The organism is Coprobacter tertius, assembly GCF_024330105.1.
Classification (GTDB): domain Bacteria; phylum Bacteroidota; class Bacteroidia; order Bacteroidales; family Coprobacteraceae; genus Coprobacter; species Coprobacter tertius.
On the sequence record NZ_JANDHW010000006.1, the window covers coordinates 130,271 to 154,128 of the forward strand.

General features: G+C 38.7%; 21 protein-coding genes. 17 read left to right on the top strand and 4 right to left on the bottom strand.

Going from position 1 to position 23,858, the window contains the following annotated elements; translation table 11 throughout:
• Positions 1-39 precede the first annotated feature (39 nt).
• Entirely contained in the window at positions 40-1,884 is a 1,845-nt protein-coding gene (locus NMU02_RS07730) for a T9SS type A sorting domain-containing protein (protein WP_255027161.1), read from the bottom strand.
• Between the two features lie 554 nt (positions 1,885-2,438).
• Between NMU02_RS07730 and NMU02_RS07735 the strand changes: the two genes are divergently transcribed.
• The 3 genes from NMU02_RS07735 (at position 2,439) to NMU02_RS07745 (ending at position 5,537) form a co-directional block, all read left to right on the top strand.
• Positions 2,439-4,217, top strand: coding sequence for an ankyrin repeat domain-containing protein (locus NMU02_RS07735; RefSeq protein WP_255027163.1), 1,779 nt, complete (start codon positions 2,439-2,441; stop codon positions 4,215-4,217).
• An 82-nt stretch (positions 4,218-4,299) separates the two neighbouring features.
• Positions 4,300-4,695, top strand: coding sequence for a ribosomal maturation YjgA family protein (locus NMU02_RS07740; protein ID WP_255027165.1), 396 nt, complete (start codon positions 4,300-4,302; stop codon positions 4,693-4,695).
• 38 nt (positions 4,696-4,733) lie between these two features.
• A complete protein-coding gene (locus tag NMU02_RS07745; RefSeq protein WP_255027167.1) occupies positions 4,734-5,537 on the top strand; it encodes a toxin-antitoxin system YwqK family antitoxin in 804 nt (267 codons plus the stop codon).
• A gap of 127 nt (positions 5,538-5,664) precedes the next feature.
• Here the strand turns inward: NMU02_RS07745 and nspC are convergent, their stop codons facing one another.
• Both nspC and NMU02_RS07755 read right to left on the bottom strand, forming a co-directional pair.
• On the bottom strand, positions 5,665-6,801 hold the full coding sequence (gene nspC / locus NMU02_RS07750) for a carboxynorspermidine decarboxylase (protein ID WP_290427121.1): 1,137 nt from the start codon (positions 6,799-6,801) through the stop codon (positions 5,665-5,667).
• A gap of 25 nt (positions 6,802-6,826) precedes the next feature.
• The gene (locus NMU02_RS07755; RefSeq protein ID WP_255027169.1) at positions 6,827-9,172 is read right to left on the bottom strand and encodes an ATP-dependent helicase; all 2,346 of its coding nucleotides are present in this window, start codon (positions 9,170-9,172) and stop codon (positions 6,827-6,829) included.
• A 266-nt stretch (positions 9,173-9,438) separates the two neighbouring features.
• Between NMU02_RS07755 and NMU02_RS07760 the strand changes: the two genes are divergently transcribed.
• The 14 genes from NMU02_RS07760 (at position 9,439) to NMU02_RS07825 (ending at position 23,039) form a co-directional block, all read left to right on the top strand.
• Complete coding sequence (locus tag NMU02_RS07760) at positions 9,439-10,017, top strand: superoxide dismutase (protein WP_255027174.1); 579 nt, start codon at positions 9,439-9,441, stop codon at positions 10,015-10,017.
• A 396-nt stretch (positions 10,018-10,413) separates the two neighbouring features.
• Positions 10,414-11,775 (top strand): TrpB-like pyridoxal phosphate-dependent enzyme, encoded by a 1,362-nt coding sequence (locus tag NMU02_RS07765; protein WP_255027175.1) that lies wholly within the window; start codon positions 10,414-10,416, stop codon positions 11,773-11,775.
• 406 nt (positions 11,776-12,181) lie between these two features.
• The gene (locus tag NMU02_RS07770) at positions 12,182-13,042 is read left to right on the top strand and encodes a lysophospholipid acyltransferase family protein (RefSeq protein WP_255027177.1); all 861 of its coding nucleotides are present in this window, start codon (positions 12,182-12,184) and stop codon (positions 13,040-13,042) included.
• A gap of 110 nt (positions 13,043-13,152) precedes the next feature.
• The gene (locus NMU02_RS07775; protein ID WP_255027179.1) at positions 13,153-14,397 is read left to right on the top strand and encodes a sigma-54 interaction domain-containing protein; all 1,245 of its coding nucleotides are present in this window, start codon (positions 13,153-13,155) and stop codon (positions 14,395-14,397) included.
• Between the two features lie 5 nt (positions 14,398-14,402).
• Positions 14,403-14,912, top strand: a complete 510-nt coding sequence (locus NMU02_RS07780; protein ID WP_255027186.1) for an LptE family protein — start codon at positions 14,403-14,405, stop codon at positions 14,910-14,912.
• Positions 14,913-14,915: 3 nt separating this feature from the next.
• The gene (locus NMU02_RS07785; RefSeq protein ID WP_255027188.1) at positions 14,916-15,689 is read left to right on the top strand and encodes a DUF8458 domain-containing protein; all 774 of its coding nucleotides are present in this window, start codon (positions 14,916-14,918) and stop codon (positions 15,687-15,689) included.
• Between the two features lie 4 nt (positions 15,690-15,693).
• Entirely contained in the window at positions 15,694-16,074 is a 381-nt protein-coding gene (secG, locus tag NMU02_RS07790; RefSeq protein ID WP_255027190.1) for a preprotein translocase subunit SecG, read from the top strand.
• A gap of 201 nt (positions 16,075-16,275) precedes the next feature.
• Complete coding sequence (locus NMU02_RS07795) at positions 16,276-16,872, top strand: bifunctional nuclease family protein (protein WP_255027192.1); 597 nt, start codon at positions 16,276-16,278, stop codon at positions 16,870-16,872.
• A 43-nt stretch (positions 16,873-16,915) separates the two neighbouring features.
• Positions 16,916-18,154, top strand: coding sequence for a nucleoside permease (locus tag NMU02_RS07800; protein WP_255027194.1), 1,239 nt, complete (start codon positions 16,916-16,918; stop codon positions 18,152-18,154).
• Positions 18,155-18,247: 93 nt separating this feature from the next.
• Complete coding sequence (locus NMU02_RS07805; protein ID WP_255027196.1) at positions 18,248-19,540, top strand: NupC/NupG family nucleoside CNT transporter; 1,293 nt, start codon at positions 18,248-18,250, stop codon at positions 19,538-19,540.
• Positions 19,541-19,564: 24 nt separating this feature from the next.
• Positions 19,565-20,269, top strand: a complete 705-nt coding sequence (locus tag NMU02_RS07810; protein WP_255027198.1) for a 16S rRNA (uracil(1498)-N(3))-methyltransferase — start codon at positions 19,565-19,567, stop codon at positions 20,267-20,269.
• A gap of 22 nt (positions 20,270-20,291) precedes the next feature.
• The gene (gene kdsA / locus NMU02_RS07815) at positions 20,292-21,110 is read left to right on the top strand and encodes a 3-deoxy-8-phosphooctulonate synthase (protein ID WP_255027299.1); all 819 of its coding nucleotides are present in this window, start codon (positions 20,292-20,294) and stop codon (positions 21,108-21,110) included.
• A gap of 54 nt (positions 21,111-21,164) precedes the next feature.
• Positions 21,165-21,881, top strand: a complete 717-nt coding sequence (locus NMU02_RS07820; RefSeq protein ID WP_255027200.1) for an Mpv17/PMP22 family protein — start codon at positions 21,165-21,167, stop codon at positions 21,879-21,881.
• Between the two features lie 3 nt (positions 21,882-21,884).
• Positions 21,885-23,039, top strand: coding sequence for an MFS transporter (locus tag NMU02_RS07825; protein WP_255027202.1), 1,155 nt, complete (start codon positions 21,885-21,887; stop codon positions 23,037-23,039).
• Between the two features lie 69 nt (positions 23,040-23,108).
• Here the strand turns inward: NMU02_RS07825 and NMU02_RS07830 are convergent, their stop codons facing one another.
• Positions 23,109-23,756: an HAD family hydrolase gene (locus NMU02_RS07830; protein WP_255027204.1), complete on the bottom strand. Its 648-nt coding sequence runs from the start codon at positions 23,754-23,756 to the stop codon at positions 23,109-23,111.
• Positions 23,757-23,858 lie beyond the last annotated feature (102 nt).

Here is a 23,858-nt window from a genome sequence, read left to right on the forward strand (position 1 = left end):
AAATGACATTTTTGAGTCTCTGTTACTTCCACTACCGATTTATTTTATAATGAATTTTCGGGTAATATTTTCTTTTCCGGTACGTATTACGAGAATATAAAAACCTTTATCGTAAGCATCTATATCAATCTTAACATTACCACTCAATATCTTTGAACAAAGTTTTTGTCCCGACATACCGAATATTTCCATCCTACTGTTCTCGGGAACATTTTCCACTTCAAGGTAACCTTCGTCCGAACGGTCTTTTATAACCAGAAGACGATCATTGCTATATTTATCGACAGAATTCAAAAGTGAAAAATTAGCAACAATATTCAACTCGCTTTCTACACTAATATAAAATTCATTTTCAATAACTTCATCTGTTCGGTCAACATTGTTCACCATAAACGACAGCAGATTTTGTCCTTCCTCAGGTATTAATGCAATTGTTATATCTGTTCCTGTCGATAGTTCCTGCCCTGAAGTTACAGGTTGGTTATCTGAATCTTTGGTGATATGCATCGCCCCTTTACCTGTAACGCTGAAAGTTACCGGAAAAGACGGTACGGAAAACTCAGCGACGATATCGGTCTCACCCTCGATAGTCACACTAAATTTCTTCGAGGTAACCCGGGAAAGATAATCTTCCGAATTTACCGTAAGTACACTAACGATAATTGGTACCTCATAGGTTAAAACTCCGGTCAGTACAGTACCGTATTCTATTCTATCACCCGTCGAAACGACAAAATTTCCATTTTTTATAACAAGAGTACCTCCTTCGCCTGTTGTTGTAATATTAACCGGAAATGTCTTTTTTACAAATACAGCTACGATACTTATATTTTTGGTAACCGTTTTATCTATGGTATAATTGTTTTCGACTGTAAAATCGGCTTTCGATTCGACACCATCGATCATAACCGAACCGATTTCATACCCCTCCTCTACCGTTAAAGTAATTTTTACACCTGTTCCTGTAGGTATTTCCTGTTCATTGACAATAACAGAAGAATCATCAGTCTTAACAACCGATATATTTCCTCCTGCAGAAGCCGTAAATGTGACTTTACAATCGGACGATAAAACGGCAGATATGGTCACCGGCTTCACTACCTTTATGCTGTTTCCCGATATTTCGACTCCGTCTACGAGGACTTTTTTCAGATTTAATGAAGTTCCGTCAGCTACATTTACAGTCAGAGTCTCTCCCACAGCAACAGTAGCACCACTCGTTATATCGGTTCCGTCCGATTTAGTAACGCTTATCGTACCGTTTTCGGGTTGAGTGATTGTTATAACAGCCGGCACGGCTTCATAGAAAAACCAACCCGATGCCTGATGTACGCCGCCGCTATAAATGGTTACTTCAAACGGGGAATCCCCACTACCATCCCTCGCATTTAAATACCTGGCGGTAGATCCGCCCAAAAAATTAAAACAATACTGTTTAGTTGCGGTCTGGCTTTGGCCTGTTGCCGAAGATAATTTCATTTCCCATTCAATTCCGGTATTATCCATCGTTAAAGAGGTATTTGTACCAGAAGCAATCGAAGCCGGAGCAAACAAACGCTTGCCTGCCATACTTTCGATATATACCATATTATCGGTCGATCCACGAACCAATTTCCAAAGATACTTTTCTGCCTGATTATCTGCGGATATGCCAGCATCGAATTTCTCTGTAACCAAAGATGTTCCATCCCAGGAGAGAAAACGATTCTGACGATCGCTTTCCGTCATGTGAGACGTCATCATATTATACCAGATTTCTGTCCCATCGATACTAACCTGAGGATCTACCGGAATACCTACCGGCTGTACTTGAGAATATGAAATTCCTTCAAATAAGAATAAAAAAGGCAAGAAAACATACAAACGGAATAAAATTCTTTTCATGATTCATTAGATTAAGTTATCGTATATAAAAAACTCCTTATATTTTATAGACATTTAAGTCTAATAAAACAGACACTTAAAAAAAATATTTTACATTTATTAATATATATATTACCGGAAACGCTTTTTAATTCGATTATCGAAAGCTAATCTAAGAATAGATATATACACTGAAAAGGGGTTTTCTATAAGAAAAAGCCCCAATATATATACCTGTATTTATTTAGTTAATGTTGACTCTGGTTTTCTATTCCTCCGTTCTTCCGGAAAAAAGAAGCAATCTTATATTTTATTTTCTTTTAACACTTTCTTTAAATGGCTTATGAATATATGATTTTGACTTTATAACCCCAGAAATTTACTTTTTGATCTTTTAATTTACCATCAAGTCTTTTAATTTATAGTAATTAGATTAAAAATTATTATTATTTTTGTCTTGATTTGTATAGAAAATTTCTAAATAGCCGGGATATAATTTGAAGATATTTTCAGAGCACTATATTTTAAAATATCAAGAAACGGATACACAAAAAAATAGATTAATAGCCACTATTATGAAAAAGAATATACTGTGTTGTCTTATCATTTTACAAGTAGTTTATAGTTATGGTATTAATAATGATAATAAAAACGGCCGGAAACTGACAGCCGCCGAATTCGCAAAGATCGACTCGTTACTGACCCATATACCAAATAATGAATGTGCAGATACGCTATATCATTTATTGTCTCAGGGTATAGATACACCATTAGCGACAACATGGATATTTCCGGTAGGGGATGTTCCGGTGGAAGAATATGAAACCATAGAAATAAATGAAGAAAAAAGGGAATTGTTCATTCGTTTTTACGAAGGCACTACACCAATTATGATAGCGGCTCGTTTAGAGTTTGTTCCACTCACCAAAGAACTGATTTCTCTTGGTGCCGATATGAAGGCATGTGTATGGGTAAGCGAATACGGAGAAATGAATAATATCGTCGATATGGCTATGAAAACCTATTCGGAAGAATTTATTTCTGATCTTATCGATTGGTCCCTCCCCGTTACCGGGCCAGAATTTTTTACCGACAGATTCGATTTATTAACCGACGCGCTTTATCGCAGACAGTTTTACCTGTTCGATAAACTGATTCGCTTGGGTGCTGATATCAATCACGTTGAAAAAGGGCGCCTCGAATTTTATCCGACTCTTTTGTGCAAAGCGACTTTTTCCCCCAACTTAGAACTAATGAAAATATTAATAGAAAAAGGAGCCGATGTAAATTGCGGGAGCATTAAAATGAGGCCTATAAATGTTGCGTCAAAAATATACGATGAAAAATATATACGTTTTCTACTCGATCATGGGGCCAAACCGTACTTTAACGGAAATACCGATATACGAAATCTGAAAGCATTAGAAATTTTGCTTGATTCGGGAGTAGATATAAACGCCGTCGATAAAAGCCATTGCAGTTTTTTATGGCATGCAGTAAAGAATAATCTGCTGCCACTCGTCAGCTATCTGATCGATCACGGAGCAAACATGAATATTCCGGATAAAAAAGGGATATATCCTATCGACATGGCAAAGAAAGACTGCTACGATTTATTATTAAAAGCCGGGGCTACAGATAATAAAACGAAAAGAATGGAAGCATTTATTTTGTCTGCCATCGATATGTACCGGGAAGAAATGGGTATCGAAATCATAAAAAATCTGATTTCAGGCAGCATAAACAACCAGCTTTGCAATGATACAATTCTAGAAGATGAATTTCATACTAAATTATACGCTTGGTCATCCCCCCTGTTGATCTCAACTACTCTCGGTTACGAAAATATAGTAACAGCTCTTATTTCAAATAAAGCCGATTTAAATCTTTGTGATAGACTCGGCAATTATCCACTGTTAAAAGCAACCGAATCGGGAAATTACAATCTTGTTAAAATTCTTCTTTCCGCCGGATCGGATACTGACGGGAAAAACCGTTTCGATATGACCCCACTAAGAATAGCTTGTAGAAAAAAACGATATGATATACTCGATCTTTTGCTCGATCATAAGGCAGATATAAGATCGTATACTTTTAATCCGCTAATCGACGCGATTGAAAATGAAGATATAAAAGCAATTACAAAACTTATCGCGCATGATGCAAATATAGAAACATATGATAACAAAGGGCGTACATCTTTATTAGTCGCCATTGAAAAAGGGAATCGGGATATTGTTAAACTGTTGTTAGATACCGGTGCAGACACTACAGTTACCGATGATAACGATCGTTCAGTATGGGATTATGCTAAAGGGAAACCGGATATAATGAATCTTCTACTTATACATTAAGCGATGGCGATGATAACTTATAAAGTTTATATTTCGTGTAGTTCTCGTCATAACCATTTACCGTTCATTAAATTTAAAGATAATGGGAACTAATAAATTTACAATAAACAAAGGATACTTAATGGCCACCTTATTCCTTTTGGGAATAGAAATACTCATCGCCAGCTATGGCAGAGGCTTTTTTCGGGACTATATAGGCGATGTTTTGGCTGTTGTTTTCATATATAGCTTTCTCCGGTCTTTTTACAAGGGCTTTAAAAATTACTTGCCCTTGTATATTTTTCTAATTTCCGTATCGGTAGAACTAATGCAAGCATTCGATATTGCAGATCAGCTATCAGTAGCTTCCGACTCGTTGTTAGCAATCGCCATCGGTCGAGTTTTCGATTGGAGAGATATTCTTTGCTACGCCTTAGGTTCATTCATCGCATACGCTTCAGAAAAAATAATATTCAATAAAAAGGAAAATAAAATATAACTGACAAAATATCTAAATTACAACAAAAACAAACAATAATGAAAAAACAAATTTTAGGGCTTTTATTAACGGCATATGTATTTATCGCGCCAGCGCAGGAAAAAGTATATCAGATAGATGAAATATCGGTCATCAACTACGGTGACGGTCGACTACTATTCCGACAAATAGACGAAGAAAAAACTCCTTTGCAGGGAGAGCATCGTCTTATCGACGGATATCGATCGGAATACATTATCGCCGATTTTAAGGAGGGTATGTACAATGGTAAATACAGGCATTATAAAAATAACAAACTGAAAGAAGAAGGATCGTTTATAGAAGGCCGAAAAAACGGAGTGTATAAAGAATATTATTCAGATGGAATAAAAGTAAAAAAAGAGATACCTTATACAGCCGGTAAACTCGACGGAATCGTAGTAAGTTACTATACCAATGGTAAACCAGAGACAGAAAAAGAGTATAAAATGAGTATAGAAGACGGTATAGATAGAGAATACGATTACGAATCGGGTAAAATAACAACCGATATGCATTATAAAGACGGCAAGTTGCATGGCAATCAGGTACAATATATCACCAGTAATGTTGGAGAATATGTCATCCGCTCGCAATACGATATGGGGAAACTTATAGGAAAGTATTCCGAAACATTTTCTGACGGAACTATCTATAAAAAGGGTAGTTATGATAAAAACGGAAAGAAAGACGGAGAATGGCTGATACGCGACAGTTTTTCGGACAAAGATAAATTCTCGGGAAAACGAATTATTTATAAAAATGGCGAGATAGTAAAAGAAAAAGATATAAAAAATTTCGAAAAATATATGAGAAAAAATTGATACGATAAGACAATAAAACCGGCATTTTTGAAATTTTCTATTCCTGTCATCCTGAGCAACTAGCATAATATCTTTCCAAGATTTCTCTTGGAAGATCTGTATCCTTGCTCAGGATAACAGGAAGATATCATGCCATACGATTTTTATAATCTTCATAATCAAACTCTCGCCACATTCTAAGCTTTCCGTCACAAGTCCAAAGCGCAATAGCCGGATGAGAAATCCCGTTAAACATATTGGTTTTTACAATCGTATAGTGAATCATATCTTCGAATACAATTTTTTCTCCCACCTGCAATGCATGATCGAAGGTCCAATCTCCCATATAATCCCCACTAAGGCAGGAATTTCCACCTAACCGATAAACATGTTCCCCTCCCGCATCGATACGGGCTCCACGTACAGCCGGTTTATAAGGCATTTCGAGACAATCGGGCATATGGCAGGTAAACGAAACATCGAGTATCGCCGTTTTTATACCGTTATTTTCTACAATATCTACCACTGAAGAAACCAATACTCCGGTTTGCCATGCAAAGGCGCTTCCCGGCTCCATGATAATTTCAAGATTAGGATATTTAGTTTTAAAGCGTTTAAGTAATCCGATCAGATGCTCGATATCATACCCTTTTCGAGTCATAAGATGGCCGCCTCCCATATTCAACCATTTTACCGATGGCAGCAAATGCCCGAACTTTTTTTCTACTCGTTCGAGTGTTTTTTCCAGATCATAAGAAGACGATTCGCAAAGCGTATGGAAATGAAGACCTTCTATTCCTTTCGGCAGTTTATCTCCCAAAAGAGAGGAAACAACCCCTAAACGTGTTCCCGGCGCACATGGATTATACAGTTCGGTATCGACATCCGAATATTCCGGATTTACACGTAATCCGCATGATATCCTCTTTCCACTTCCGAGTACTTGGGGATAAAATCGCTCGAACTGCGATAAAGAATTAAAAGTTATATGACTGCTACATCGCATGATTTCAGGAAAATCTTCCTCCGTATATGCCGGAGAATAAGTATGTGCCGGATTCCCCATTTCTTCGAGAGCAAGACGCGCCTCGAATTTAGAACTTGCCGTAGAATACGGAATATATTCTCTGACAATGGGGAAGGCTTTCCATAGAGCAAAAGCTTTAAAGGCCAAAATAATATTCACACCGGCCCTCTCCTTTACCGAACGGATAAGAGAGAGATTATTTCTGAATAGTTGTTCATCAAGGACATAACAGGGAACAGGAATTTTATCGATATCCATAATTCAATATTACATTTATACACATTTATATAACCGTGAATTTCGCAAATTTCAGTAAAAGCTGTTTTTTACCAACCTGATCGAATTCCACACCCACTTTACAGTTATCACCTTCACCCGATATTTCGACAACTGTTCCTTCTCCGAAACGGTCGTGTCGGATACGGGCGTTTACCGAAATGTTTCCGATACTGGTAAGCGTACGTTCTTCGCTTTCGGTAGAAGAAGAAACAAGTGAAGATACCTTCTTTAAACTGGATGTCGAAGCCGACATTTCGGCATCCCACATCGGAAAAGAAGATCGGGAACCAGTTGTTTTATTTCTATATATGGAAGCATGCGAAGTATATTTCCCAAAATGGGGCTCTCTATCGAGACCGGGGATCTTATTACCGGAGGACAAAGCCGAAGGTAATTTCAAATAACAGGGATCAATATCTTTCAGAAAACGACTGGGAGGCATAGCTGTAGGCTGACCGTTCCGGTAACGTGTTGCAGCATATGAAAGAACGCAATTCTCTTCAGCCCGGGTTATCGCTACATACAATAAACGGCGTTCTTCCTCTATTTCAGATTCACTGCTTTTACTCAAAGAAGAAGGAAAGAGGTCTTCTTCGAGTCCAACGACAAATACGTTTTTAAATTCGAGACCTTTAGATGCATGCACAGTCATCATGGTAACTTTATCCGATGTGCCGTCTTCCTCGGTATCCTGATCGGTAGCCAAAGAAATTTCCGCCAGAAAATCTACCAAAGATATATGTTCATTCCCTTCTTCCCGACGATTAGAACAATATTCCTGTATCCCGTTCATCAACTCTTGAATATTCTCTTGTCGGCTGATATTCTCGACCGACCTGTCAGAAAATATTTCTTTAAAAATTCCCGATCTCCGGATAATAATTTCTGCAATTTCCATCGCATCGAGAGAACGATTCTCTTCAATAAAATCTTCAATCAGTTCACGAAACTTCTGTAATTTACCCAACGTTCCGCTATTCACAGGAAGTGCATATTCCAAAGGCGACACAATTACCTGCCACAAACTCACATCATGTTTTACCCCACACTCGATAATTTTCCCTAATGTCGTATCCCCTATACCGCGAGCAGGATAATTTATAATACGCTTCAGAGCCTCTTCGTCGTGAGGATTCACAGCCAGCCTGAAATAAGATATCACATCTTTTATCTCTTTGCGCTGGTAAAACGACAAGCCTCCGTATATCCGGTAAGGAATACTACGTTTTCGTAAAGCTTCCTCAAAAATACGCGATTGCGCATTCGTACGGTAAAGTATTGCAAAATCATTGAAAACATATCCGTCGGAGGAATGCATTTCCAAAATACGGTTTGCCACAAAATATCCCTCTTCATAATCGGAATAAGCATTCAGTACTTCGATTTTACTGCCTTCGGCATTTTCTGAATATACATTTTTTCTGATCTGCTCTTTATTTTTTTCGATAAGACTGTTAGCCGCACTGACGATATTACGAGTCGAACGATAATTTTGTTCAAGTTTAAACGTGCGACAACCGGGATATTCGTCTTTCAAATTCAGAATATTACTGATATTAGCACCCCGGAACGAATAAATACTTTGCGCATCGTCGCCTACAACACAAATACGGCCATGTTCCCGAGCCAATTGTCGAACAATAAGGTGCTGTGCAAAATTGGTATCCTGATATTCATCGACAAGAACAAAACGAAAAATAGAACGATAACGTTCAAGAACATCGGCATGATCACGAAATAAAATATTAGTATATAGCAACAAATCGTCGAAGTCCATAGCTCCGGCCCGTAAGCATCTGTTCCAATAAGTCTGGTATATTTCCTGTATCAACGGCCTTTTAGAATACATATCACTTTCCATCAATTCTTTGTTCAAAAGATAGGCTGCCGGAGTAATCAGCGCATTCTTTGCATTCGAAATGATCGCCTGTACCGATGACGGCTTATATAGTTTATCATCGAGTCCTTTATCTTTTACGATACTTTTAATCAGACTGCGAGAATCGGAACTGTCGTATATCGTAAAATCAGATGTAAAACCAATACGATCGGCATTTGCCCGTAAAATTCGTGAAAAGACAGAATGAAATGTCCCCATCCACAATCGGGAAGCCAACGGAAGGCCTACCAGCCCGGCGATGCGCTCTTTCATCTCCCGGGCCGCCTTATTGGTAAAAGTAAGAGCCAATATATTATAAGGTGCATAACCCGACTCTAATAATGTCGCTATTTTATAAGTAAGGACCCGAGTCTTCCCCGATCCGGCTCCGGCTATAACCAAGGAAGGCCCTTCATTATATAATACCGCATCCTGCTGGCTTTTATTGAGTTCCTGTAAAAAATTTTCCACTAAAATATTCTTTGGTACAAATGTAATTAAAATTTTTCCTTTATCTTTGAACAAATGCAAGAAGGACTTGTTATAAAGACATAACAAAGTGGCGTGAAATAATAATATTTTTAAAATTACCACATAAAATGTAAACTTTTCCACAAAAAAGTTGGTGGGTATTTTTAAAATTATTAACTTAGTCGAGCAATTAAAAAAAGGCATAATTTATGAACTTTTTTGTTCTCGAATGGTTAAAATAAAAACGCCTTTAAAACAGAAAGATTATGAAATATGAATTGCCACAATTGCCATACCCGAGTGATGCTCTCGAACCTGTAATCAGTAAAAGAACCATTGAATTCCATTACGGAAAACATGAACAAGGGTATATAAATAACTTGAATAATTTAATTCAGGGAACGAAATATGAAGAGATTCCAATAGAAACTATTATCAAAGAAGCCGATGGCGCATTATTCAATAATGCTTCTCAAGCTTGGAATCATATCTTCTATTTCTTTACATTCACTCCTGACGGAGGCAAAGAACCGAAAGGAAAACTGGCCGAAGCGATAAAAGAAAAATGGGGAACCATCGAAGAGTTTAAAAAAGCGTTTGTAGATGCTGGTACTTCTCTTTTCGGATCTGGTTGGGTGTGGCTGGTAAAAAATAAAGAAGGCAAACTCGATATCGTTAAAGAAAGTAATGCCGGAAATCCTATGACAAAAGGATTTATACCGCTGCTCACATTCGATGTTTGGGAACATGCCTATTATCTCGACTATCAGAACCGTAGAGCCGATCAATTACACGACTTGTGGAAAATCGTCGACTGGGAAGTAGTAGAGAAAAGATTTATATAAAAGTAAATTCGCACTTTAAAAATATAGTAGCGCGTGACGCGTAACTTTTTCTAGCACTTTAAAATAAGCATAATGTGATGAATTCTAAAAGAGAGGAATACTATGTGAATAGTCCCTCTCTTTGCTTTTTTATTCTACCTGAATCCCCTAAAACTCCAATCATTAAAAAAACAGCTTACCCCATTAAATATTTCATATACTCAATGGTAAATATACCATACCACAGACGTATTTTTTGTACCAATTCACTCTTCAGTCATTTTTTTCTTTATAATAATTGTCAAACGGAATTTTATTCTTTACTTTGCTTATGATTTAGCGCATTACGCATATATATACAAAACATATTTTTACAATTATAATACAAATATACAACATAATAAACAAAATTTAACCATGAGTACAAAAAAGTTTTTACTCAACGAAAACGACATACCACGCGCATGGTATAATGTGGTTGCCGACATGAAAAATAAGCCTTTGGCACCCTTACATCCCGAAACTAAAAAGCCGCTTACTCCCGAAGATCTTTATCCTATTTTTGCAAAAGAACTGGTACATCAGGAATTGAATACCACAGATGCATGGATTGAAATACCCGACGAAATTCGCGAACAATATAAGGTATGGCGCCCTACCCCTTTAGTTAGGGCATCGGGGCTGGAAAAAGCCCTCGACACTCCGGCTCATATTTATTTCAAGAACGAAAGTGTAAGCCCAATCGGTTCTCACAAGCTAAACTCGGCCTTGGCACAAGCCTATTTCTGCAAAAAAGAAGGAGTTACCAATATTACTACCGAAACCGGTGCAGGACAATGGGGCGCAGCCCTCTCCTATGCAGCTAAAATCTTCGGGCTCGATTTAGCGGTATATATGGTAAAAGTTAGCTATCACCAGAAACCTTACCGCCGTTCTATTATGCAAACATTCGGGGCACAAGTTATCGCATCGCCAAGTATGTCGACGAAAGCCGGACGCAAGATACTTACCGATCACCCCAATTATCAGGGTAGTCTGGGTACTGCCATTTCGGAAGCAATAGAACTTGCGCTACAGACACCGAACTGTAAATATACCTTAGGAAGTGTCCTTAATCACGTGATGCTGCATCAGACCGTGATAGGTCTCGAGGCTGAGAAACAGATGGAGATGGCTGGTGAATATCCTGACATCGTTATCGGCTGCTTCGGCGGGGGATCTAACTTCTCGGGAATTTCATTCCCATTCCTCAGGCACAAACTTACCGAAGGAAAAGAGATACGCATCATCGCTGCCGAACCGGCATCTTGCCCTAAACTCACCCGAGGACAATTCCAATATGATTTTGGTGATGAAGCCGGTTACACACCTCTATTACCCATGTATACATTGGGACATAATTTCGCACCCGCAAATATCCATGCAGGAGGATTACGTTACCATGGCGCCGGCTCGATCGTAAGCCAGCTGAAAAAAGATGAATTAATGGAAGCTGTAGATATCAAACAACTCGACACCTTCAAGGCGGCTACTTTGTTTGCCCAATGTGAAGGAATTATTCCGGCACCGGAATCAGCTCATGCTATTGCTGCTACAATCCAAGAAGCATTAAAAGCTAAAGAAGCCGGAGAAAGAAAAACCATTCTTTTCAATCTCTCAGGGCATGGCCTTATCGATATGGCTGCATACGATCAATATCTTGCCGGTGATTTGACCAATCATGAAGTTACCGACGAGGAAGTTGCTCAAAACCTGAAAGAAATAGAACATATTCTCTGAAAACTTCAGTATAAATAAAAAAATAGACTGAAAACAAGATTACTCCCCCTGTTGCCAAACAATGGCAACAGGGGGAGTTTTTTATAAATCGAGTATATTTATTTTTACTTGCCTCTTTTAATATTATAAAAATACAAACTAAAAATACCACAAACGCCAAACCCGAAAAATATTCAAACCAAACATTCAACATTAAGGGAAGAAAACAAGAATCCTTTTAAAACCTAAAATAACGATCGTAAAGTATTTTTTATACAATATCAAAAACAACAACTAAGAATTTATAACGATATACCCTACGTAAGACTAAAAAAAATGATAAATTTGTAACCTTTGAAATAACAAAATGTATATAATTTCATATTGAATATATAGAATAAATTCGATTAAAACAGTTCTTTCAGAAATGAATAACCCTAATACAGACATACAAACTTTACAAAAATTCAAAAGAAAATACGTTCTCAACTTTGAAGACCTACAATATATTATTCCAGCATTTAGAAGTAAAACAGGCGCAATGGCCCTTAAATTACTATATTCGTTGGCAAAAATAGAGAAAGTGAATCAAACATATGCCAATTCCTGTCACTTACAGGGTGCTCAATTTGTAGATTCATTGCTGAAAGACTTAAAAATAAAATTTGAAATAAAGAACGAAGAAATTCTGAATCGTCTCCCCAAAGGCGCATTCGTTACTGTATCTAACCATCCTTACGGAGCACTCGACGGTATTTTACTGATTCACCTCTTAGCTTCACATCGACCAGATTATAAAGTAATGGTAAATTGGATACTTACTTACATAGAGGCTATGTCGGTAAACTTTATCGCTGTAGAACCGACCCCCAACTCTGAACACCGACAGATTTCGATGAGCGGAATACGTGCATCAATGAAACACGTACGAGAAGGGCATCCCATCGGTTTTTTCCCCGCTGGAGCCGTTTCGAAAATAAGACCGAACTTACGTATCGAAGATCGGGAATGGCAACCTTCCGTAATCAGACTTATTCAACAATTCAAAGTACCGGTAGTACCCATCTATTTTCACGGACACAATTCTCTTTTTTACAATTTGTTAGGTATTATCAGTTGGAAACTAAGAACTCTAAGACTTCCGAATGAAGTATTTAACAAAGAACATAAAATATTCAAGATCACGATAGGAGAACCGATCCCCGTATCTGAATTGAATAAATATAAAGATCTGAAATCCTTGGGAACCTATCTGAAAGAACAGACCTACAAGCTGAAGAAATTATAAGAACACGATATTCTTCAAAAAAACAAACCGGTATGAATACATAAAAAGTGCACATCTCACATAATATTTATATCTTTGTAAAGTGACATTATTCTACAATCAAGAATTATATGACTACATCTGATATACAGCAGGCCAAGCAGCGATTCGGGATCATCGGGAATACTCCCGGACTTAACCGGGCCATAAGCCGGGCGTTACAGATAGCCCCCACCGACTTGTCGGTACTTATTACCGGTGAAAGTGGAACCGGGAAAGAATTTTTTCCTCAAATCATACATACCAACAGTCGCCGCAAACACGGGCGGTATATTGCCGTAAATTGCGGAGCTATACCGGAAGGGACGATCGATTCGGAGCTTTTCGGGCATGAGAAAGGCTCATTTACAGGTGCACTGTCCGACCGGAAAGGTTACTTTGAAGAAGCAGACGGAGGAACTATATTTCTTGACGAAGTGGGAGAATTGCCATTGACTACCCAAGCTCGGTTATTGCGCGTACTGGAAACGGGAGAATTTATAAAAGTAGGATCTTCAAAAGTACTTAAAACCAATGTGCGTATCGTAGCTGCGACCAATCTGGATATGGTAAAAGCTATATCGGAAGGTAAATTCAGAGAAGACTTATTCTATCGACTCAATACCGTGCCCATCGAATTGCCGCCCTTACGCAACCGGGTAGAAGATATTTTATTATTATTCCGTAAATTCTCGAACGATTTTGCCGAAAAATATCGGATGCCGGCTATACAGCTTACAGACGATGCTCGGGAAATGCTTACTTCTTATCGTTGGCCGGGAAACATACGACAACTGAAAAACGTTACCGAACAAATATCTATTTTCGAAACATCTCGTGAAGTAAGTGCCGCCGTATTACGCCCCTATTTACCGGCTTATAATATCGAAAGATTACCGGTTCTAAGTGCCAACCACGACAATAAAGACGGTTTCCAATTCGGAAACGAACGAGAAATGCTCTACCAGGTAATTTTCGAAATGAAAAAAGAAGTAAACGAATTAAAACATGTTGTACACAACCTGATGGCGGAACAACATTCTGCGGTGAACGAAGAACTCGATGTTTATGCTCAAGAACCTGTTATTAAGCATAATAATTCACCAATACATCCCGTTCTTAAAACCTATCATCTTGATGAAAATGCCAGCGAAGGAGAAATTATTCATACCGAAAACGAATATGAAGAAGAACCTTATACGATGGAAGATGTAGAACGGGAAACCATTCGCAAAGCACTTGAAAGAAATAACGGGAAAAGAAAAAAGACGGCTGAAGAATTAAAAATTTCGGAACGTACCTTATACCGGAAAATAAAAGAATATAATTTAGAATAAACTGTATGAATCGATTTATCGCTTTTTCTTTACTATTAACCCTATTTATTTCGTCGTGCCGTATCTCATACAAATTTAACGGCGCATCGATCAATTATAATACAACCAAGACAATTACTATAAAAGATTTTCCGATTCGGGCAACTCTCGTGTATCCTCCTTTAGGACCGGCTTTTAACGAGGCTCTGAAAGATATTTTTACCCGACAAACAAGACTGAGTCTGGTGAAAAATGACGGAGATCTGTTGCTCGAAGGAGAAATTACCGGATATGACTTGAGTCCCCAGGCTGTAACAGCCGATGCATATGCTTCGCAAACACGACTTACTATAAGTGTAAAAGTCAGGTACACCAACACAAAAGATCCGCAATTCGATATCGAAGACCAAACTTTTCGAGCTTACCGGGATTTTAACAGTAACCTGATGCTTACACAAGTACAGGATGAACTGATTAAAGAAATTGTAGCCGAATTGGCCGATCTCATTTTTAATGCGACCGTAGCAAACTGGTAGTAAATGATTAGTGGAAAAACGATACGTGAAATTCTCTCCGGGAATTCGTCGGTAAATATAGACGACATCGAGGAGATTATGCTTGAATATCCATATTTTCAGGCAGCACGTTTGTTACACCTGCAAATACTGGAGAACCCGGAATCGATACGATACACGGGAGCACTTAAAAAAGCGGCGGTTTATGTCGGAGACCGTGAAGGACTTTTTCTGAAAACAGAAGGTCGTCACGTAAGTTGGTCTCAGCTTTTCGACAAGAAAAACTCTCTGGAAAAGTCTTTTGAAGAAACCGACGCGTTCACCCTTATCGATCAGTTTCTTTCAGCTTATACTCAAGAGGGAAAGACAATGGAGGATGAACGGTCGATATTAGAACAAACTATTTCAAACCCGGGTACAGTATCAACCGACTATCTTTCGATGTTAAATACGGAAAAAGAAGAAACACCGGAAAACATTCATTCCGAGTTGGAACATATCGATCTTATCGATTCTTTTATAGAGAAAACGGAGAATCAAGATACACCGTATTTTATTTTCGAGAATGAAGTCCTTGAACAAAAGGAAAATAGAGAAACGGTTATCGCAGATGAAATCGTAACAGAAGAGGCCTTTTTAACTGAAAGTCTTGCAAAAATTTATATTAAACAACGAAGATATTCAAAAGCATTGGAAATTATTAAAAAATTAAGTTTGAAATATCCGGAAAAAAATATTTACTTTGCAGACCAAATCAGATTTTTAGAGAAATTGATTACTAACATAAAAACCGAATAACAACATGTATTTGTTTATCACAATTTTAATTCTCATTGCAGCCGTTTTATTAATACTTATCGTATTAGTACAAAATTCTAAAGGCGGAGGACTGACTTCTGGTTTTTCTTCCTCAAACCAGATTATGGGTGTACGTAAAACTACCGATTTTCTTGAAAAAGCAACTTGGTCACTTGCCGGTACCATTATTGTATTAAGTATTGTAGCGGCAGCTTTCCTCCCTTCGAGAAACATAGGTGAGAATTCAGAAATCAAAGATGCCGTACAACAAGAACTTCCGGTAAATACCACTCCGGGATTCGGCGCTCAACAAAAACAGGAAGCTCCCGCAACTCCGGCGGCAGAAACTCCTAAAAAAGAAGAATCAACCACTCCGGCTAATTAATTTCTAAAACTGCATAACGCTGTAAAAGACAGGTAGGTCTCGAAAGGATCTGCCTGTTTTCGTATTTACCTGTCGATTTAATATCCAAAAGTAAATAAAAAGCGATTTTTACACTGAAATATCAGAAAATGAATCCCAAAAACAACAAAATATTTTATATATTTGTTTTCGGTAAAAGTATTTAACGAAAAAGAATATCCTGTGGAAAACCGTATAAAATTAAAAATTTTAGGAATCACTTACAGCCAAATACAAAACGGCGCTTACGCTTTAGTACTCGCCGAAGAAGAAGGTTTGAGGCGTATCCCTATCATCATCGGTACAGCCGAGGCTCAATCCATAGCTATACGGCTCGAACATCTTACCCCGCCGCGTCCCATGACGCATGATTTATTTGTAAGTTTTGCCCACGGTTTCGGAATAAGACTTCTCGAAGTATTTATATATAGCTTCGAAGAAGGGGTATTCAGTTCGGAACTATTATTCGAAGACGAAAATAAAAGGCAAATTCGAATCGACTCACGCACCTCCGATGCAATTGCTATCGCCCTAAGAGCACAGGCACCCATTTATACAACACCCGAAATAATATCTGAGGCCGGAATCATTTTTGAAGAAGAATCGGAAGAAGAGACCGCTGAGCCTGAAAAAGAAACAGGGAATGTAAAAAAAGGACTTGAAGAACTTTCTATCCAAGATCTCGAAAAACAACTTGAAAAGGCAATACGCATCGAAGCTTACGAAGTAGCCGCCAATATACAACAAGAAATAAATCGGCGAAACAAGAAAGAAGCATAAAACAAGAACACATCTGATACCCAAACAAAAAAAGAAACATACAATGAATGTAAAACTTCGCTTAACGATAATGAACTTCCTGCAATTTTTTATTTGGGGTTCATGGCTAATCTCTTTAGGAGGATATATGATGGGAGAACTCCATTTCGACGGAGGACAAACAGGTAAAATATTTGCAACAATGGGAGTAGCCTCTGTTTTTATGCCCGGACTTTTGGGTATTGTAGCCGACCGCTGGATAAATGCAGAAAGATTATTAGGAATATGTCACCTGACAGGAGCCGGACTTTTATTATACGCTTCTACCCTTACATCATATCATTCGATGTACTGGGTCATGTTATTGAATATGATGGTATATATGCCTACTCTGGCTCTAACCAATGCAGTTTCTTATAACGCACTCGAGAAATACAGACTGGATATTATAAAAGACTTTCCTCCGATAAGAGTGTGGGGAACAGTCGGGTTTATCTGTGCCATGTGGGCGGTCGATTTAAGCGGCATCTCGAGGAGTTCATTGCAGCTTTATGTAGGGGCCGCCGCTGCTTTTCTGTTAGGTATATATTCATTTACATTGCCGGCTTGTAAGCCATCTAAAAACCAGAAAAAAACGATACTTTCAGCTTTCGGACTTGACGCCCTCAGTCTTTTCAAACAGAAAAAGATGGCAATTTTCTTTATTTTTTCCATGCTGCTCGGTGCAGCTTTACAAATAACCAATACTTTCGGAGGATCATTCCTGGATAGCTTTAAAAGCATACCAGAATATGCTGATTCTTTCGGAGTACTGCACCCCAACATATTGCTTTCGATTTCACAAATGTCTGAAACCTTATTTATCCTCGCGATTCCTTTCTTTCTAAAACGTTTCGGAATCAAACAAGTAATGCTAATGAGTATGTTTGCATGGGTATTACGATTCGGGCTATTCGGTCTCGGAAACCCGGGGAGCGGGCTTGTATTACTTATTTTATCGATGATCGTTTATGGTATGGCTTTTGATTTCTTTAATATTTCAGGCTCTTTATTTGTAGAAAAAGAAACAACACCATCGATAAGAGCAAGCGCCCAGGGACTATTTATGATTATGACCAATGGTCTAGGCGCAATTATCGGTGGAAATGCGAGCGGTTGGGTTGTTGATCATTTTACTCACAAAGGAATAACCGACTGGCCTGCAGCTTGGTTTGTTTTTGCTGGTTATGCATTAACCATAGGTATATTATTCGCAATCGTATTTAAATATAAACACGAAACCGAAGAATATTCCGAGAAATAACAGAATAATATATTATAATTCACGGGGCTCCTGTCTTTAGTAAAAACAGTTTAAAAATCGATTGCCTGTGCCCCTTTAAACAGACGATATACAATGAATTTCCTTTCTATCGGCCGGGGAATACTCGGAATAGCCATACTTCTCGGCATTGCCGTCTTACTTAGCAAAAACCGCCGCAAAATACAATGGAATGTCGTCGTGACCGGTTTGGCATTACAAATCATCCTTGCCGCCGGCATTATGTATGTACCTTTTATACAAAATTGTTTTGAGTTTGCAGGAAAGATATTTGTAAAAGTAATGGACTTCACCCGTACCGGGACTGAATTTATAGCGGGAGGATTACTCGACAAACAAAAGGTAGGTTATGTTTTTATTTTCCAAGTACTTCCTACCATTATCTTTTTCTCCGCTCTTACCAGTTTATTATATTACCTGCATATAATTCAAATATTCGTAAAAGCTTTGGCCTGGTGCTTACGCCGTATTTTCCGCATCTCCGGAGCCGAAGGATTAACCGTCGCGGGAAATATATTTTTAGGACAGTGCGAAGCACCTCTACTGGCAAAAGGCTATCTGCAAGGAATGAATCGATCAGAAATATTTTTAGTTATGACTGCCGGTATGGCTACAATTGCAGGAGCCGTTATGTCGGCATACGTCGGAATGCTAGGCGGTGATGACCCTCAAGTTCGTATATTATTTGCCCGCTACCTGATTTCTGCATCGGTCATGGCAGCTCCGGGTGCTATCGTACTTGCCAAAATCATCATTCCGCAAACCGAACCGATACAAGACGGACTATCGGTAAACGACATTTCCACAGGTGATAATATCCTCGATGCCATATCAAAAGGTACAGTACAAGGACTAAAATTGGCTGTGACCGTAGCAGCCTTGCTTCTCTCATTTATCGCAATGGTCGCATTTTTTAACTACCTCAGCGGAGACATTATAGGGAAATATACCGGACTGAACAACTGGCTATCAGAAATTTGCGGTAAACCTGTCGTTTTTAACTTCCAAACAATTACAGGTTGGCTGTTTACCCCTCTTGCCTGGGTAATGGGAGTAGATAGCTCCGACATTACCAATGTCGGCAGTTTACTGGGAACCAAAATAATATTGAATGAATTTGTAGCATATACCGACCTCAATATTCTGAAAAACGCAGGTGCCTTTATGCAGGAAAAATCGATAATTATCGCTACTTTTGCACTATGTGGATTTGCCAACATCAGCTCGATCGGAATGCAAATCGGAGGAATCGGAGTATTAGCTCCCAACCAGCGGAAAAGACTCACCGAATATGGGTTTCTTGCAATGATCAGTGGTATGCTGGCCTCCTGTCTTTCAGCAACGATCGTCGGAATGTTGATCAGTTGACTCGAAATTAAAATATAACTGGGAATGCATATATTTTATACCCCCGAAATAGAAACTTCAAAAGAATTACCGGAAGAGGAATCACAACATTGTGTGCGAGTGCTTCGACTAAAAGAAGGAGACGAAATACACCTTACCGACGGAAAAGGAGCTTTTTACAAGGCTGTTATTACATTGTCGCATCCCAAACATTGTAAAGTCGATATTACCGAAACCATATATTATACCAATCCCTGGCCGGGAAAAATATGTATAGCTATCGCTCCTACTAAAAATATCGACCGTACCGAATGGTTTGCAGAAAAATGCACCGAAATAGGAATCGATGAAATTATTCTGCTGAAATGCCGTTTTTCTGAAAGAAAAGAAGTAAAAAACGAACGCATTACCAAAATACTGGTCTCGGCTATGAAGCAATCGCTAAAAGCCGTACTGCCTGTATTATCGGGAATGACTGAATTTAAAAAACTGGTTGCACAACCCTTCGACGGCGAAAAGTTTATTGCACATTGCTACGACGATGAGAATAAAATCCCTTTGAAAAAAGCTTATACACCAGGGAGAAACGCATTGGTACTTATCGGACCCGAAGGAGATTTCAGTACTGAAGAAGTAGAAATAGCTGTAAAAAACGGATTTAAACCGATTTCCTTAGGAAACAGCCGGCTGCGCACAGAAACCGCTGGGGTTGTCGCCTGCCACACTTTACAACTGATTAATGAAAGATAACGAACTAAAAAACGACGAAATAATGTTATTATCAACTCCCAAACTCAAATATAACGATTCCGATCTTTTTTTCTTGATGGCCGGTCCATGTGTCATCGAAGGAGAAGAAATGGCTCTTAATATTGCCGAACGCATCGTAAAAATATCGGATGCACTAAAAATCCCTTATATATTTAAAGGTTCTTACCGTAAAGCCAATCGTTCCCGTATCGATTCTTTTACAGGAATCGGAGACGAAAAGGCTCTACGTATTTTACGTAAAGTAAATGAAACATTCGATATACCGGTAGTTACCGATATACATTCGGCCGAAGAAGCCGAAATGGCAGCCGAATATGTCGATATACTTCAAATACCCGCTTTTCTTTGTCGGCAAACCGACATACTTATGGCAGCTGCTCATACCGGGAAAATCGTAAACATAAAGAAAGGTCAATTCTTGTCTCCCGAAGCGATGCGATTCGCTGCCCAAAAAGTCGTCGATGCCGGTAACCCGCACGTATCTATCACCGATCGGGGAACTTCATTCGGCTACCATGATCTTATTGTCGATTATCGTGGTATCCCTGAAATGCAGAAATTCGGATTTCCCGTCATTCTCGACGTAACCCATTCATTACAACAACCCAATCAGACGTCGGGTGTAACCGGCGGTATGCCCCAACTGATCGAGACAATTGCCCGGGCAGGTATCGCTGTCGGTACAGACGGCCTCTTTATGGAGACACACCCGGAACCGATGAAAGCGAAATCAGATGGCGCAAATATGTTGCAACTCGATCTGCTGGAAAGTTTATTGAAACGCCTGGTTGCAATTCGGGAAACCATAAATAAGTTCTGACACCGAAAGCAAAAACGGTTCCGATTTACGAAATCATTCCTTATACAAATACTTATGAAAACAAAAGACCTGGGCTGTATCGCTGTACTAATACTCCTTTTCGCTCCATTTTTTATCTGGGATAGAGCATATGATCTCTATCAGGATATTAACCGTGATCATGCCTATATAATGGCCTTTTTTAAATTTGCTATTCTCGCAACTATCGGTGAAATGATAGGTTTGAGGATAAAAAACGGGCATTACGACGAACCGGGATTCGGCATAATGCCTCGTGCTATCGTATGGGGTTTACTGGGGATCTGGATTGCCATCGCAATGAAAACATTTTCTTCGGGAATTCCGGGTCTTATGCAAAGCTTTGGGATCGAAATACCGGTAACCGGCAAACTACCGCTTACCGAAAACATATTCAGAGCTTTTCTCATCAGTGTAATGATGAATACGACTTTCGGCCCTGTTTTTATGACTTTGCACAAAATTACAGATACTCATATTTTACTAAATGGCGGAAAACTGAAAGCACTCGTTACTCCGATGCATTTCGGGAAAATATTAGGTTCTCTTAACTGGAAAATACAATGGAATTTCGTTTTCAAAAAAACAATCCCTTTTTTCTGGATACCGGCCCATACGATAACATTCCTACTACCCACACAATATCAGGTACTTTTTGCCGCTCTGTTGGGTGTAGCTTTAGGAATCATACTTTCAGTCGCCGCAGTATCGGCTCGTAAAAAAGAAGTTCCTATTATTGAAACTGAAATGTAAAACATGATAAAAAAAATAAATAACTCTCTGCCGGCCATATTTTTCGGATATTTTATTATGGGTTTGGTAGATATTGTTGGCGTTTCGGCCAATTATGTAAAAAACGATTTCAGATTAAGTGACTCCACCACATCATTTCTCCCGATGCTGGCCTTTATCAGTTTTGCCTTCCTGGCAATTCCTTCCGGTCTACTAATGAATAAAATAGGAAGGAAAAACAGTGTTCTGATAAGTTTTATAATTACGCTCGTCGCACTTGTTATTCCGATCACTGGATATTCTTTCGGTCATATGCTAACAGCCTTTGCTTTGGTCGGCATAGGCAATACTTTGATGCAAACCTCTATTAATCCGTTATTAGGGGATGTCGTATCAGCAGAACGGCTTACCTCCAGCCTTACATTAGGTCAATTCTTCCGATCGCTTTCCTCGGCTCTGGGTCCAGTTTTGCTTACCGGGATACTGCTCATTACCGGGAATTGGCGTAACTTATTTATTCTGTATGCAATACTAACCTTATCCGCCTGTATATGGTTATGGAAAATCCCCGTTTTCGAAAGAAAAGAGTTACAACGGCGACCGAGAGAAGAAAAAAATATTTTTTTACTATTTAAAGACAAATACATACTTATGCTTTTCGTCTCTCTGTTTCTATTTGTAGGAATCGATGTAGGCATGAATGTAAATATCCCCGAGTTTCTTCGGGATAGATGCGGACTATCCCTTACCCAAGCCGGATTAGGTCCCAGTCTTTATTTTATTGCACGTATTACAGGATCTCTCATCGGAGCTTTTCTGATGTTACGTATCCGTTCTTCGGTAATTTTCCTCATCAGCATGATAATCGGTGTACTGATTTTTACTTTTATGATGCTGACAAACTCGATAATGGTAATACTTATCTGCATTTTTATCATTGGACTTATGTGTTCGAATGTTTTTTCAATTCTGCTCGCACTCGCATTGCAACATCGTACAGAACGGGCAAACGAAGTATCGGGACTAATGATCATGGCCGTATCGGGAGGTGCAGTTGTTCCGCTGCTAACCGGAACGCTTAACGATATTTCAGGTCATTCCTCGGGAATGTATATATTTTTGGCATGTTTTATCTTATTATCGGGCGCAGCAATAATCATAATACGTAAAAAAAAGTGATCCCCATACGGTATTAATCCGTTCTTCTAAGATCACTTTCATCCGATTGAAAACAATGACTCTAAAAAATTAGTCATTGTATATTTCAAGCAATTTTTTATACGTAAAATCGATAAAATCAGGAATAACAATCTTGGCCTTATTACAAATACTTTCGACAGGATGTGTAGTAGATAACCCGACAACTGTCATCCCGGCCGCATTCCCGGCTTCCAATCCGGCAAAAGAATCTTCAAAGACACAACATTCTACCGGATCAGCATCGAAAGTTCTTGCTCCCAACAGATAACCTTCAGGATCGGGTTTAGAACGGGAAATATTCTCAGCCGTAATAATCTCATCAAAATAATCTTTGATTTCCGGCCGTGCAGTATACAAATTCTTCATTTTTTCGTCATTCGAGCTGGTAACTATAGCCGTTTTCACTCCATTAGCATGTAAATCATCGATAAAAGCCAACACCCCGGGAATAAAATCATATTGCATATGAGTTTCGAAATATGCAAGAGCTTGCTTAATCTGTTTCTGAATTTCTTTCTGATCTTTAAAATACCGATCGAATATTTGATTTAATGTATTCCCCTTAATAATATAACCGAAATTCTCGATCTCGGGATGAAACTTATCTCCTACCTTACCCCAGAATCTGGAATATTGTGTTTCGGTATCCACTACAACACCATCGAGATCGAATAAAGCGGCTTTTATCGTTTTCATATGTTTTCTTTTTATTTTGTTTTAACGCTGCAAAGTAAATAAATCGCAAAAGACTATACAAATAATTAGTACCTTTGCATCGACAAAAGTTGCGAAATTTTT